Below are 13,646 nucleotides of genomic sequence, written 5' to 3' on the forward strand. Positions count from 1 at the left end.
GGATTATTCTTCTGTGCGTCTCCTAACATACGGAGCGATTTAACTGCATCAGTGAAATTTATTGTGTTTTCATGATGAGGTAAGCGGATTGGGTTACCAAAGGGGCAAAGCAAGCAGCGTATATGCTTTTATGTTTCGATATTTTTCAGCCTTTATTAATCGATTTGTTCGATCAATAAAGGATCCGCGCATTAGTGATTTTTACACTCAAATAACAAAACCATCACAGTATCATAGGCTTATTGGAAAGTTCATTTTTGTCTTTCTGGGGATCATAAGGAAAATGCGTTTCTAAAAGCTGACTAATGGCCTGGATGCCCTGAATAAAACCGGCCTCGAATTGTCGTTGACTAAATGCGGATTCCATATTATGACAAATACTTTCCCATTCCGTGTTGGGAATTTTCGCGTGGATGCCACGATCCACAATGATTTCCACATCACGATCCGCCAGTAGCAAGTAAATGAGCACGCCATTATTCTGCTCGGTATCCCATACCCGCAATTGTGAAAAAACTTCGATAGCACGTTCCCGAGCTGCTTGATTCTTAATCAGAGCCAGGGTATTGAGCGTACCTTCCACAGCAATACAAATTTCACCGCTATGATTCATTTCCGATTGCTGAATTGTTTGTTCAATAGCCGTTAGTGTGGCAGTGGGCAATACACGTCGAAGCAACCATTGTCCAGCAGATAGATGACGCATTATACGAACTAAATCCATTTACCATCTCCCTGAGGCGCCGCCGCCGCCAAAGCCGCCGCCACCTCCACTGAATCCTCCACCACCAGAACCACCGCCTCTAAAACCAGAATTTGACCAATTGCCCCGTCCGGTACGGTAAATTCCCGGGTTGATATGAATGAATAAATTCAGAATGAATACAATAGCAGCGATGAGAATAGCGATTGCTACCGAAGAGAATAATGACCAACCGACAAATCCTAAGCCAATTCCAGTTACGCTGGCTCCGGCAATACGTCCCAGATGCACTTGCAATATTCTCCCTATAACAGTGGAAAAGATCAGGATGACGATCAAGTTCTCAATGTTTGCATGTGCACCGGGTGAAATGCCGTTGTGCGTGTTGCTTGGGAGGGGTAGTGTCTCACCATTGATTAAGCCTATGATGGCTTCAATACCTGCCTGAATACCTTCGGCAAACTGCCCTTGTTTAAATCGAGGTGTAATGATTTCCGTGATAATTCGTTTCGCTGTGGCATCCGGTAGTGCCCCCTCCAAACCATAGCCGACTTCAATACGAAGCATTCTGTCGTTTTTGGCAATCAGTAGCAAGACGCCGTCATCAATACCTTTGCGTCCTATTTTCCACGCCTCAACAACCTGCATGGCATATTGCTCAATAGCATAAGGTTGAATGGTGGGGACAAGCAATATGGCAATTTGACTGCCTTTCGTTTTCTCAAATGCCGCTAATTGATGTTCCAATTGCGCAGTTTGATGAGCTGAGAGTGTGCCGGTTAAATCAGTTACATGGGCTTTAAGAGATGGAATGGCTATTTCCGCCCTGACTGAAGTAATTGCCAGTAAAATGGTGAGTAGCGTAATAATTCTAAAAGACATATTTTTGGTTGCGCGAGTTGATTCTTTGCTGAGTAATCCGGCTTATTTATCTTCCGGTTTCGGTGTATCAAAATCGATCTTTGGCGCAACAGAAATCTCATTTTCATTTTCCACAGTGAAACCGGGCTTTGTCTGAAATCCAAATAGCATGGCCGTGAGATTGCTAGGGAAAGATCGAACTATCGTATTGTATTCCTGAACTGCTTTAATATACCGATTACGTGCCACTGTGATGCGGTTTTCGGTACCCTCAAGCTGTGCTTGTAAATCACGAAAATTGGCATCCGATTTTAACTCGGGATAATTCTCGACTACAACCAGCAATCTTGAAAGGGAACTGGACAATTCCTCTTGTGCATTTTGAAATTTAGTAAATGATTCGGGGTCGTTGATAAGTTCTGGAGTCGCTTGAATACTACCCACTCTGGAACGAGCATTCGTAACACCAAGCAATACATCTTTTTCCTGGGCAGCGAATCCTTTAACGGTATTAACCAAATTGGGTATTAGATCTGCACGCCGTTTGTATTGATTCAGCACTTCCGCCCAACTGGCTTTAATCTGCTCATCGGTCGATTGAAGCGTATTGTAGCCGCAGCTACTTAAAACAAGCACACAGAGAATTGCCGTTGCTAATTGCAAATTGCGCATAAATCTCTCCAAAAAATTTAATAACCATGGATTATGGTTTTGTTGGAATTTTCGTAATATTCAATGAAAATTTTTTGTTCGTTCCGTAGGAGTGAATGATAGACCGGAACTGAGCGATGGACAATGGCAGATTGCTTATCTGTTGCTGAGGTTTGTTATCACAGTTTTAGTAATAAAGTGGTAAATGGTAAATAAATAGAATCCCGTCGCTAAACGTTATATTGATTACAGTTAACATCTGGACTAGCGCAAAATTCTGGATAAATAAAAACCACTCGATTCTGATCAAGTGGTTTTTATTTGCAATCTTCGGTATTTTAATTGTCAGGATATCCTGCTATTGCCCAGGTTAAACCGCCATCCATTGATTTATAGATATTTTTTCTTGCGGCACCCATAATCGTAGAGTCCAATCCATAAGTCGGTGATATATTGAATTCAATGAATTCAATATTTTCATTTCCCAGCAGCGATGAGGTTGTATTGACCGTTGATGTTACCGCGCCCGCTCCATCCAGGTTTGCGCTAAATAGTCCTTTGCCACGGACATTGACAAAGATAGTTCGATCGACGCCAAAGTTTGGCGAAAATTCTACTTGTAAGATAACGGCATTTGATCCGACTGAAGCATCGGTTTCTTTGGTCCAGGTAGTGCCACCATCGGTTGAACGATAAATGCCGCTGGTTGTACCAACGAGAACAAGATTATCGACGGCGAATTGCGGAGACACTGCAACCCACATATATCTTTGACCCGCCCATCCCGTTTGTATGATCGAACTGGCTCCCACGCGCAAGAAAGTATTTCCGCCATCCTGAGTCCGCCAGACTTCTCCTGCGCGATTAGTGGCAAATGCAGTGCGGTCGTTGGCGTAATTCGGCGACACAGCTACGCTGGTAATAGGGTGATTTGTTGGCATTCCGCGTTGCAATATCCAGGTTTTTCCAGCATCTTTGGTTTGCAGTAATCCGTGCAGTCTTGAGCCGAGATATATCTCTTTATCGGTTGCAAAGTTTGGCGATGCTGCCAGAGCCGTGAGCGAAACGAGATCCTTTCTAATCTCAAGAAATCTAGGAATAAATCTAACGACCCAACTGTCTCCGAAATTAGTGGATGACCCCACGTATCCATTGGTCGCAGTAACTATTGTTTGGGTACCGTTAGGATTTTTCACGATCTGTGAATCAAAAAAGTTCATTTTTCGCCCTGTTGGGTTGGGCCAGCCACTGGTAGACCACGTTGTGCCGCCATCTGCAGAAATAGCGATACCTCTGCCAACATACGTTGTGGCAATCATTTTTTGATCAGTGTTAAAATTAGAAGATAGCGCAAGCCCTGTCAGTATGCCAATCCGTGTTTGACTTTGCTTCCATGTGCTGCCTCCGTTTTTCGAGATAAAGATCCCGTCAAATACCGGCAAAAATACAGTTTGGTCCGTCGCATAGGTACGGGATACCTGTAAGTCAGTCATTTCATTGAGTAAGGGGGTTTGGACAGTGACTACAGCACCGGAATTAAACAGTGTCCAATTGTCGCCGCCGTCGGTGGATTTAAATACCGCCTGTGTCAGGCTGGTACAAAATACTGTGCGATCAATCGCGTAGTTCGGTGAAACGGCGATATTATTGATCGCTTCATTGGGTAAATTGGTTCCTTTGTTGGCAAAGGTGTTTCCGCCATCGCTGCTATAAAAAATCCCAAAGCTTGGGGTAGCCAGAAATATTTCCGATGCGCCGGGTGCGATAGCCATATCATAAATAATGGAACCTGTTGGATTCCCTAATTCGATCCAGTCAGCACCGCCATTGGTGGATTTGCGCAAGTATCCGGTATCGCTTGCAATTATTAAAGTATTGTCGGTAGCAAAATCGGGAGAGATTGCAATAGCGGCGACTTTATTGGTTTTGTCGAGTACTTGAATCCATTGTGCATCTGTGTTGGAGCGGCGGAAAAGCGCTCCATTACCTTCAGTAAAGAAGAGCACATAACCCGTACTGGTTTCCGCAACCTCCATTTTTTTTATGATTTTGTTCGAAGCGCCAAGACCCGTATTGTAGAGTTCCCATGAATCGCCGCGATTGGTCGATCGATAAACACCGCCCTTACCTTTGAGACCAGCGAAAACCGTTTGATCCGTGGCAAATTTTGGAGAAACGCGAAGAACGCTGTATTCGAGCGGATGATCCAATCCGTTCGCTAGGTTGGTCCAATTCACACCACCGTCAGTGGAACGCATAACTTGATCATAATACCAGCCAGTAAATGCTCCATCGCTAATTAAAAACATCGTTTTGTCATTGGCATAATTGGGTGATGCGGCAAATGCAATAACCATGTCATGAGGTGTATGGGCGTGTACATTCATGCCAGTAATGCCCATTGACAAGAAAAACGCAGTAATCACGGCAATACGCCGTATGAAATTAATTCGAATTTCGTTTACATTGACTAACATGTTTAATCCCTCACGTTTTAGTTGTTTGTCGATCATTAACTCTACTGTTAAAGCTTTTGCTACAAATTTATTGAAAAACTTTCAATTTCTATGAAAAGATTGATTCCACAGATGGGGGCTAATATTAGTAGAAATATTTCTTGCGACCAATAGGTCATTATTACTTTTTTTCTAGTACATATATCCTACGAAGTTATTGTAAGATCAAGAAAATATGGTTGATAGATTTTTAAAATTAAACTTGCGATTTCCGCGGTCTTGCCGTCGGGGAAGATGCAGGGTACGCGGAGCAAATTTATTTCATAAAGCTTAAACGTAACTTCTTTCAATAGATGGATTATCTGTATTAATTGCTTTATCTCGCAGCAATAAACATAAATCTCTTCCTTGAAAAAAATTTTCATGGGGCAAGATAATTAATCTGATAATATGGCCAGGAGAAAGCTAGGGATAATTGATCATGCTTTCTAAATTCGTCGAAAGCTTCTTATTCGTTAGATGCATCCGGTTAATAGATAAAATGGACGTGCTGGATATCCGATACTTTACCAATGTAGAGAATTAAATGAGAAACATATTGAGAAAAATTTATAGGTTATTTAAAGAACGCTTCTCGTTCTTATTTTATCTTGTCGAATACAAGCGGGCTGCAAATGCTGTACGCAAAACGAGTAGTGATCCTGATGCCGTTTATCAAAAGATATTTGAAGAGTTCATACAGAGTTGTGAAAATAAACCATGCCTTCAAATTGGGGTAAAAGATAATAGAGGGAAAAAATACGGACCGAACTGGGTGAGCGTCGATAAATACGATATGCGTGAATTCATTGATTATCATTACGATATTCATGATATGCCGTTTGAGGATAATAGCTTTGATGCAGTGGTCTGCATATCGATTCTGGAGCATGTTCCTTATCCATTGAAGGCAATTCAGGAACTCAAAAGAGTCTTAAAACCGGGCGGGAAAATATGGGTTCAATTGCCTTGGCTCTGCCCTTATCATGAGGTTCCAAAGGATTACTGGCGCGCGAGTCCGGACGGATTGAGGGTGTGGATGGAAGATTTCAAAGAGATTGTCTGTGGAACGTATATGTGGCGCAAAACCTATTTGTCGACCGCATCATATTTTTATGGAGAGAAATAGGATGTTTTTTATTTTCCAGCTGACATCGCATACACGATTCAGGCCACTTGCCCTGCAGCATAACCCGATGACCAGGCCCACTGGAAGTTGAATCCCCCTAAATGACCGGTAACGTCTACCACCTCTCCAATAAAAAAAAGACCTGACGTACGCTTGGATTCCATTGTTTTGGATGACAATTCGAGAGTATCGATACCACCCAGCGTTACTTCCGCTTTCTTATAACCGATCGTGCCACTCGGAATAATCTGCCAATTATGGAGTTTATCCGCAATCAGGAGTAATTCATTTTCCCGGTAATCGCAGATAGGTTTTGTAGTGATAGCCAGCCGGGCTAACATGGATGCACACCAGGCCTGTACGAAACGTTTAGGCAGATAACGGGCTAACAGATTCGGTAAAAGCACGGTGCTTCTACGATGAAAAAGAAAAATCTGCTGTGCACTCTGTTGCGGTAACAGATTTAAGCGTAGGTATTTTTCAGGTTGCCAATAGGATGATATTTGCAATATGGCGGGGCCGCTTAATCCACGATGGGTAAATAAAACATTCTCACGAAATGAAGCACCGTTACAACTAACCTCAGTATCTATCGCCACGCCTGAAATTTCCTTAAAGCCGGAAAATTCATCGACTGAAAAAATTAAACCCACCAAACCAGGCCGTAAGGGTGTTACACGAATGCCAAACTGATTGGCAATTTGATAGCCCAATGGGCTTGCGCCAATTTGCGGGATTGATAACCCGCCTGTAGCAATCACCAGAGACTTGGTTTCAATGGTATTGCGCTCAGTTATCACTCTAAAATTCGATTCAGTACCTGGTTTTCTCCTGTCGCTGGATAAATTTTCTATTGCTTTGATTATAGAAGGCATTTGCCACGCTACGTCCACTGCATTGCACTCGCTGTGAAGCATGTCGATAATTTGTTGTGAGCGGCCATCGCAGAACAATTGACCTAATTTCTTTTCATGATAGCGAATATCGTGTTTCTCAATCAGAGCAATAAAATCCTGTGGCGTAAAACGAGCCAATGCGGAGCGGCAAAAATGCGGATTACCGGAAATAAAATTTTCCGCTGTAGTATACCGATTGGTGAAATTACAACGACCACCGCCGGAAATACGGATTTTTTCGGCTAACTTACTCGCATGATCGATGAGTATTACGCTGCGGTTTCGCTTACCTGCTTCAATCGCGCACATCATGCCTGCAGCGCCGGCTCCGACGATAACCACATCTTTATACAACTTCGGCAGGCTCACAGTTGCACAATAAAGTGATTCCGGGTAGGAAAATTATTCAGTCAAGCATACCCAGGCGAGCTGCTATCATCATGACAATGAATAAGAAAAGAGATAAGCCGATACGTATGCTCAAGGATCTGACCATGCGCGTTGAATGTCCTTTATCCTTGTACATGTAGTACAGCGCAGATCCTAGGCTATATAATATGAGGAGAAATAATACGGCAGCAAAAATTTTCAAAGCCTTAATCCTAACAAAAGTTAAATTTGCCAAAGTTTAGCCGAGTTTTTCTGATTATCCAATGACTATTTAACGATAAGAACTCTAGAGATTTATTATTTAAAATTAACCAATAGTTTCTATTTCACTTCATTCTTACTCTTTTCCACTCGATCGATCCTGTGCAATGCAAAATCCGGTTTGCTTACCCACTGCCATTTTTTTAATGGGCCCCACAGCCAGTGGCAAAAGCCAAATTGCCTTGGATATCGCAAAAAAATTTCCAACTGAAATCATCAGCGTGGACTCGGCCCAGGTATACCGCTACATGAATATCGGGACGGCCAAGCCGGGGCAAGAAATTCTGGCTCATGTCCCACATCATCTTATTAATCTCATTGATCCCGATCAGTCTTATTCCGCAGCACAATTTCGCCAGGATGCTTTAAGCATCATGCAGGATATCTCCTCGCGTAACAAAATCCCGCTGCTGGTGGGGGGCACGATGCTTTACTTCCGGGCATTACAAGATGGACTGTCCGTATTGCCGGCGGCTGATAAAGATCTGCGCTTGAAATTGGAAAATATGGCGGAGAAGCATGGCTGGACTGCAATGCATCAAAAACTGTCAGAATTGGATCAAGTCATCGCGGCACGTATCAAGCCTACCGATAGCCAGCGTATCCAACGCGCATTGGAGGTGTGTTATCTGACTCAACAGCCGATGTCAGAGATTCTGAAAAACTTTCAACCCGCTGCTTTTCCCTATCGTAAAATCAGCATTGCACTGATACCCGGTGAACGCAGCCAACTGCACTTGCGTATTGCCGAACGTTTTAGAAACATGTTAAGCGCAGGATTGGTCGAAGAAGTTCAATTCATACGTCAGAAATTTCCGGCATTGAGCGTGGAATCACCATCCATGCGATGTGTTGGCTATCGTCAGGTTTGTCTTTACCTGGATAACAAGATCAACAGTGACGAATTGCATGACATGGGAATTGCCGCAACGCGCCAATTGGCCAAGCGGCAGCTTACCTGGCTGCGCAGTATGCGCGCCGCTGATAAAATATATGAGTTTGATTGTTTGTCCAGTGACTTAAGCGCTCAAGTGAATAATTTAATCCAAACAGCAATTGAGACTCGCGCGGATTGAATGTTGAATTATTATTGTTGGCATGTTTTTGAGTTTACCGGCTTGTTTATTTCCTATCGGTGGCGTTATGATTCCATCCATGCTGGAGGGAAGGAGTAAATTTTCACCAGCATATAAGAAAAATTACAAAATACCTGTGGAGCACATTGATAGGATAGACAACCATGCAGACTTTTTTTAAATTAGCTACTTCAGTTTTGTTGCTGATAAGCATCTTTTTTTTGACAGGGTGTGAAAACTACGCGGAAAGAACCCATCCGTCCTGGGTTGCGCCGCCTCCCGGAATTGTTTACGATGATTCGACCATTTTTGCCCGTGTAACTCAGGCCATTCAATCAGATCCGGTTTTGCAGGGCGCCAGCATTGAAATCAAAGTAAACGAGGGCCATGTAACGCTCACGGGTGTCGCTCGCAATGAAGATCAGATTACCCGCACCAATATGCATACCTGGATCGTGGATGGAGTCAAGAATGTCGACAATCAAGTCGCCGTAAGATAACCAATAATCCAGCATAACAGCATAAAAAGAATCCCCGTAATAGGAGATTCTTTTATCTATAGCACTGCGAATATTTTAATTAGATTCCGCGCAACAATTCATTAATTCCTGTTTTTGAGCGGGTTTTTGCGTCTACCTGTTTCACGATTACGGCGCAGTACAAACTGTACTTCCCGTTTTCTGCCGGCAAATTACCCGATACCACGACTGATCCGGGCGGAATACGGCCGTAACTGACTTCACCGCTTTCACGGTTGTAAATTTTCGTGCTCTGGCCAATATACACCCCCATGGATATGACGGAATTCTCACCGACAATCACGCCTTCCACAATCTCCGAGCGCGCACCGATAAAGCAATTATCTTCGATGATGGTCGGATTGGCCTGCACCGGCTCCAGCACGCCGCCAATGCCAACACCACCAGATAGATGCACATTCTTGCCAATCTGCGCGCATGAGCCAACGGTGGCCCACGTATCAACCATCGTGCCCTCGTCCACATATGCGCCTATATTGACGTAAGAAGGCATCAGCACGACGTTGCTGGCGATGAACGAGCCTTTGCGCACGGCTGCAGGCGGTACGACGCGAAAGCCGCCGTCACGAAAGTCTCTGGAACTGTAATCGGCGAACTTGGACGGCACTTTGTCAAAATAATTGGAAAAACCGCCCTTGATAAAATTGTTATCTTCGATGCGAAATGACAGTAATACCGCTTTTTTGATCCATTGATGCGTAATCCAATCACCGTCGATTTTTTCAGCTACGCGCAATTTACCGTTATCCAGCATCGCCAGAACTTGTGTAACGGCTTCCTTCAAACTGGCGTCGACATTACGTGGCGTAATCTCAGCGCGGCGTTCAAAAGCTTCTTCAATGATGGTTTTTAATTCACTCATAATTTTCCTTGGTAATTTAAATTCGACATGGCTCAACCCAATTGAGTCACGAGGCTTCTAATTCTTTGCATCGCTTCGCTGCATTCCTGCGCGGAAGTCACCAGCGCAACCCGAACATAATTCTTCCCCGGGTTGCTGCCTTGTGCGTCACGCGCCAGATAACTGCCCGGCAGTACCGTCACATTATAATCTTGATACAATCGTTTGGTGAATTCGGCATCGTCGATAGGGGTTTTAATCCATAAATAAAAACCCGCGTCCGGCATTTGCACGGTCATTGCATCCGACAGTAACGCCAGCGCATCAGAAAATTTTTGCGCATACAAGCGGCGATTTTCCACCACATGCTTTTCATCGTTCCAGGCCGCTGCACTGGCGGCCTGGGCTGCGGGATTCATGGCGCAGCCATGATAAGTCCGATACAGCAGAAATTGTTTCAGTACCGCCGCATCACCGGCCACAAAACCGGAGCGCATTCCCGGCACATTGGAGCGCTTCGATAAACTGTTGAATACCACCAGGCGCGGAAAACCTTTTCGATCCAATTGATGTGCAGCATCCATCGCACCCAATGGCGGTTTCGTTTCATCACAATAGATTTCCGAATAACATTCATCCGCAGCGACTACAAAACCATAACGATCGGACAGCGCAAACAGTTCCCGCCATTCTTCCAGCATCATTACGCCACCTGTCGGATTATTGGGCGAGCAAACATAAATCAACTGCGCGCGCGACCATACGTCATGACTCAATTGCGAGAAATCCAATCGAAAACGGTTTTCGGGCAGCGTATTGATAAAATGCGGTGTCGCTCCTGCTAATAACGCGGCGCCTTCATAAATTTGATAAAACGGATTGGGACATATCACTACCGGAGATCCGGCACTACGGTCTATCGTTGCCTGCGCAAAAGAAAACAGCCCTTCACGGCTCCCGTTGACGGGAATAATCTCCGTATCCGGATTAATTTCCAGCAAATTAAAACGCCGTTTTATCCATGCCGCGATATTATTGCGCAGCGCCGGTATCCCCAGCGTCGTCGGGTATGCCGATAAACCGTCCAGATTATCGATCATGGTTTGGCGGATAAAATCAGGCGTTGCATGTTTGGGTTCGCCTATTTGCAGATCGATCGGACGCAATGCCGCGTTGCGCGCCACCCCATCGAGTAATGACCGCAGCTTTTGAAACGGGTAAGGTTGCAGCTGATTCAGATTTGGGTTCATGTCATTGTGAAAGAATACTCAGTCGATAATTTTATACTGATCATTCCATTATTAGATCGCTAATGCGTGCGGATTATAAAACGCGCCGGTGAGAATGACCAACTGAAATTAAGGAAACGCTGATTAATTCGGCGAACAAGATGAAGCACGAGACGCCCGGAACGCAGCAACTGAGACATATCAACAAGATAGGCGAAGGCGTGAGTACCGCGCAACGAAGTGATTCGCTCGTGCAGCCAATTAATCATCGTTTCCTTAATTTGTCCGGCTGTGTTTCGGGTTGTGCAGCGGATGCATAACCCTGCCATTCCAATGCGGTATGTCCGCGATTTCCGGTCATCGGCGCGCGGAGGATAGCGGTACCCACTCAAGCCATCCGGTAAAAATCAAGTAGGAATCGCCATCAATCCACTCTGATGAAAGTGCGAAATAAAAAAGCCGCTTCAACGCAAGCGGCTTTTTGCCGGATCGTTATGAATCAGTTTCCTGCTACCAATCCGCCCGTTGTTGAACGGATTTATCAGCCGATCGGAAAATCCGTTGTCACGTCCACCCCGACCAGCACCACCGCATCGCCTTGCGTATATTCATGGAAGTTACCGCGAATACCACCATCGGTCCAGCCGCTGCCCAACCCGATCACGCTATCCCCGGTATTGCCTTTGATCTTCAAGGTATTCGTCGTATCCGACAGGTCGATGACATCCTGCGCGGTCAATGTCAGCGAATTATCCCCGACACCGTATAAAGCGATAGTTTCAATCCCGTGAATCCTGTCGATCACACCGGACAGATCCAGATTATAACCACTGCCGGCGAGTCCCAGGATATCGGTACCCGAACCGCCGTCGACACGCTCAAAGTCATCGCCCAATATGCGGATATAATCGTTGCCCGCACCGCCATCGAACCAATCCGCGCCACCGCGGCCGATCATGCGGTCGTTGCCATCTCCGCCCTCAAAACTTTCCGCCGCCCTGGTGCCGGTAAAAATATCGTCTCCGGGCGTGCCGGGGAAATCCACGTCATCGACGGAATTGCTATGACCAAAGATGACGTAGCTGGAGCCGGATCTGTCGCCATTCGGATCAGCATTATGCGCGCCCACAATCAAATCATCAAAGCCATCTCCGTTCACATCCCCCGCACTGCTCACAGGAAGGCCTGAACGATCATTCGCTGCTTCACCATCCAGGTGGAAACCGTTACTGCCATCCAGACCGGATAAATCCACCACCGCATCAAATCCGGATGCCTTGCCAAATACCACGTAGCTGGAGCCGAATAGATCACCATTTGGATCTGCACCATGATTGGTACCATGAGCACCAATAATCAAATCGTCAAAACCATCGCCATTGACATCCCCCGCGCTGCTTACCGAGTCGCCTGAAGAATCGCGCACTGCTTCACCATCCAGGCGGAAACCATTACTGCCGTCGAGACCGGACAGATTCATCACGGCATCAAATCCCGATGCGCGCCCGAATACCACGTAACTGGAACCGGCGGAACTGCCCGCGCCACGAGCACCAATAATCACATCACCAAAGCCATCACCATTGACATCCCCCGCACTGCTCACAGAGCAGCCGGAATAATCATTCGCTGCTTCACCATCCAGACGAAAACCATTGCTGCCATCCAGACCGGACAGATTCATCGTGGCATCAAAACCGGATGCCTGACCAAATACCACGTAACTGGAATTGACGGAATTACCCACACCGCCAGCACCAATGATTACATCACCGAACCCATCGCCGTTCACATCCCCCGCACTGCTTGCCGAGCGGCCTGAATAATCATATGGTGCTTCACCATCCAGACGGAAACCGTTACTGCCATCCAGACCGGATAAATCCATCACCGCATCAAATCCCGATGCGCGCCCGAATACCACGTAGCTGGAACCAGACCAATTGCCATTCGAATCGGCTCTGTAAGCTCCAACGATCACATCATCGAAGCCATCCCCGTTCACATCCCCGGCGCTGCTCACAGAGCCGCCTGAATAATCACGCGCTGCTTCACCATCCAGACGGAAACCGTTACTGCCATCAAGAGTGGATAAATCCATCGTGGCATCAAACCCGGCAGCTTTGCCAAACACCACGAAGCTGGAACCAGAAAAAGGGCCGTTCGGACTAGCAATAGGGGCGCCAACAATCACATCATCGAAGCCATCGCCATTGACATCCCCCGCACTGCTTGCCGAGCGGCCTGAAAAATCATACGCCGCTTCACCATCCAGACGGAACCCATTGCTACCATCGAGATCGTACAGATTCATCACTGCATTAAAACCGGTTGCTTTCCCAAACACTACGTAACTTGATCCTGAATGTAGGCCATTCGAGTCTGCACCACTAGCGCCTATAATCAAATCATCGAAACCGTCCCCGTTGATGTCCCCCGCGCTGCTCACCGAGATGCCTGAATTATCATCCGCCGCCTCACCATCCAAGCGGAAACCGTTATTACCATTAAGACTGGATAAATTAATATGTGCCGTTGCCATTATGACTACCTCCTAAACAAGAAGAGATTTGTG

General features: G+C 45.8%; 14 protein-coding genes. 3 read left to right on the forward strand and 11 right to left on the reverse strand.

What is annotated here, in order from left to right; genetic code table 11:
- Positions 1 to 223: 223 nt before the first annotated feature.
- The 4 genes from C4S39_RS08955 to C4S39_RS08970 all read right to left on the reverse strand — a co-directional run bounded on the left by C4S39_RS08955 (position 224) and on the right by C4S39_RS08970 (position 4,728).
- Positions 224 to 724 carry a TPM domain-containing protein gene (locus C4S39_RS08955; protein WP_103966683.1) on the reverse strand — a complete coding sequence of 167 codons (501 nt, stop codon included), beginning with the start codon at positions 722 to 724 and terminating at the stop codon, positions 224 to 226.
- Complete coding sequence (locus tag C4S39_RS08960; protein WP_103966684.1) at positions 725 to 1,585, reverse strand: TPM domain-containing protein; 861 nt, start codon at positions 1,583 to 1,585, stop codon at positions 725 to 727.
- Positions 1,586 to 1,627: 42 nt separating this feature from the next.
- A complete protein-coding gene (locus C4S39_RS08965; protein WP_103966685.1) occupies positions 1,628 to 2,236 on the reverse strand; it encodes a LemA family protein in 609 nt (202 codons plus the stop codon).
- A 317-nt stretch (positions 2,237 to 2,553) separates the two neighbouring features.
- Positions 2,554 to 4,728 (reverse strand): WD40/YVTN/BNR-like repeat-containing protein, encoded by a 2,175-nt coding sequence (locus C4S39_RS08970; protein ID WP_258039369.1) that lies wholly within the window; start codon positions 4,726 to 4,728, stop codon positions 2,554 to 2,556.
- A 541-nt stretch (positions 4,729 to 5,269) separates the two neighbouring features.
- Between C4S39_RS08970 and C4S39_RS08980 the strand changes: the two genes are divergently transcribed.
- Entirely contained in the window at positions 5,270 to 5,839 is a 570-nt protein-coding gene (locus C4S39_RS08980) for a class I SAM-dependent methyltransferase (protein WP_258039370.1), read from the forward strand.
- Positions 5,840 to 5,877: 38 nt separating this feature from the next.
- Here C4S39_RS08980 and C4S39_RS08985 read toward each other — a convergent pair whose 3' ends face one another.
- Both C4S39_RS08985 and C4S39_RS08990 read right to left on the reverse strand, forming a co-directional pair.
- Complete coding sequence (locus C4S39_RS08985; protein ID WP_103966729.1) at positions 5,878 to 7,089, reverse strand: BaiN/RdsA family NAD(P)/FAD-dependent oxidoreductase; 1,212 nt, start codon at positions 7,087 to 7,089, stop codon at positions 5,878 to 5,880.
- A gap of 52 nt (positions 7,090 to 7,141) precedes the next feature.
- A complete protein-coding gene (locus tag C4S39_RS08990; protein ID WP_374953023.1) occupies positions 7,142 to 7,360 on the reverse strand; it encodes a twin transmembrane helix small protein in 219 nt (72 codons plus the stop codon).
- Between the two features lie 133 nt (positions 7,361 to 7,493).
- Here C4S39_RS08990 and miaA point away from each other — a divergent pair, with 133 nt between their 5' ends.
- Entirely contained in the window at positions 7,494 to 8,462 is a 969-nt protein-coding gene (miaA, locus tag C4S39_RS08995; RefSeq protein ID WP_103966690.1) for a tRNA (adenosine(37)-N6)-dimethylallyltransferase MiaA, read from the forward strand.
- 164 nt (positions 8,463 to 8,626) lie between these two features.
- Positions 8,627 to 8,962 carry a BON domain-containing protein gene (locus C4S39_RS09000; protein WP_103966691.1) on the forward strand — a complete coding sequence of 112 codons (336 nt, stop codon included), beginning with the start codon at positions 8,627 to 8,629 and terminating at the stop codon, positions 8,960 to 8,962.
- Positions 8,963 to 9,041: 79 nt separating this feature from the next.
- On the opposite strand, the gene dapD is transcribed toward C4S39_RS09000, so the two are convergent.
- The 5 genes from dapD to C4S39_RS09020 all read right to left on the reverse strand — a co-directional run bounded on the left by dapD (position 9,042) and on the right by C4S39_RS09020 (position 13,613).
- Positions 9,042 to 9,863: a 2,3,4,5-tetrahydropyridine-2,6-dicarboxylate N-succinyltransferase gene (gene dapD / locus C4S39_RS09005; RefSeq protein ID WP_103966692.1), complete on the reverse strand. Its 822-nt coding sequence runs from the start codon at positions 9,861 to 9,863 to the stop codon at positions 9,042 to 9,044.
- Between the two features lie 32 nt (positions 9,864 to 9,895).
- Complete coding sequence (dapC, locus tag C4S39_RS09010) at positions 9,896 to 11,092, reverse strand: succinyldiaminopimelate transaminase (RefSeq protein ID WP_103966693.1); 1,197 nt, start codon at positions 11,090 to 11,092, stop codon at positions 9,896 to 9,898.
- A 59-nt stretch (positions 11,093 to 11,151) separates the two neighbouring features.
- On the reverse strand, positions 11,152 to 11,340 hold the full coding sequence (locus C4S39_RS09015; RefSeq protein ID WP_103966694.1) for a hypothetical protein: 189 nt from the start codon (positions 11,338 to 11,340) through the stop codon (positions 11,152 to 11,154).
- Positions 11,337 to 11,459, reverse strand: a complete 123-nt coding sequence (locus C4S39_RS15805) for a hypothetical protein (protein ID WP_258039371.1) — start codon at positions 11,457 to 11,459, stop codon at positions 11,337 to 11,339. Before C4S39_RS15805 ends, C4S39_RS09015 begins: the two co-directional genes overlap by 4 nt.
- Positions 11,460 to 11,612: 153 nt before the next feature.
- Positions 11,613 to 13,613 (reverse strand): integrin alpha, encoded by a 2,001-nt coding sequence (locus tag C4S39_RS09020; protein ID WP_103966695.1) that lies wholly within the window; start codon positions 13,611 to 13,613, stop codon positions 11,613 to 11,615.
- Positions 13,614 to 13,646 lie beyond the last annotated feature (33 nt).

Source organism: Nitrosomonas ureae (assembly GCF_900108305.1).
Taxonomy (GTDB): Bacteria; Pseudomonadota; Gammaproteobacteria; order Burkholderiales; family Nitrosomonadaceae; genus Nitrosomonas; species Nitrosomonas ureae_B.

What these genes read in the sequence shown, in the direction of transcription:
- C4S39_RS09015 (WP_103966694.1), bottom strand. Translation starts at nt 11,340, where the DNA reads ATGATTAATTGGCTGCACGAGCGAATCACTTCGTTGCGCGGTACTCAC.
- C4S39_RS09020 (WP_103966695.1), bottom strand. Translation starts at nt 13,613, where the DNA reads ATGGCAACGGCACATATTAATTTATCCAGTCTTAATGGTAATAACGGT.
- C4S39_RS08965 (WP_103966685.1), bottom strand. Translation starts at nt 2,236, where the DNA reads ATGCGCAATTTGCAATTAGCAACGGCAATTCTCTGTGTGCTTGTTTTA.
- miaA (WP_103966690.1), top strand. Translation starts at nt 7,494, where the DNA reads ATGCAAAATCCGGTTTGCTTACCCACTGCCATTTTTTTAATGGGCCCC.
- dapD (WP_103966692.1), bottom strand. Translation starts at nt 9,863, where the DNA reads ATGAGTGAATTAAAAACCATCATTGAAGAAGCTTTTGAACGCCGCGCT.
- C4S39_RS09000 (WP_103966691.1), top strand. Translation starts at nt 8,627, where the DNA reads ATGCAGACTTTTTTTAAATTAGCTACTTCAGTTTTGTTGCTGATAAGC.
- C4S39_RS08970 (WP_258039369.1), bottom strand. Translation starts at nt 4,728, where the DNA reads ATGATCGACAAACAACTAAAACGTGAGGGATTAAACATGTTAGTCAAT.
- C4S39_RS08955 (WP_103966683.1), bottom strand. Translation starts at nt 724, where the DNA reads ATGGATTTAGTTCGTATAATGCGTCATCTATCTGCTGGACAATGGTTG.
- dapC (WP_103966693.1), bottom strand. Translation starts at nt 11,092, where the DNA reads ATGAACCCAAATCTGAATCAGCTGCAACCTTACCCGTTTCAAAAGCTG.
- C4S39_RS08960 (WP_103966684.1), bottom strand. Translation starts at nt 1,585, where the DNA reads ATGTCTTTTAGAATTATTACGCTACTCACCATTTTACTGGCAATTACT.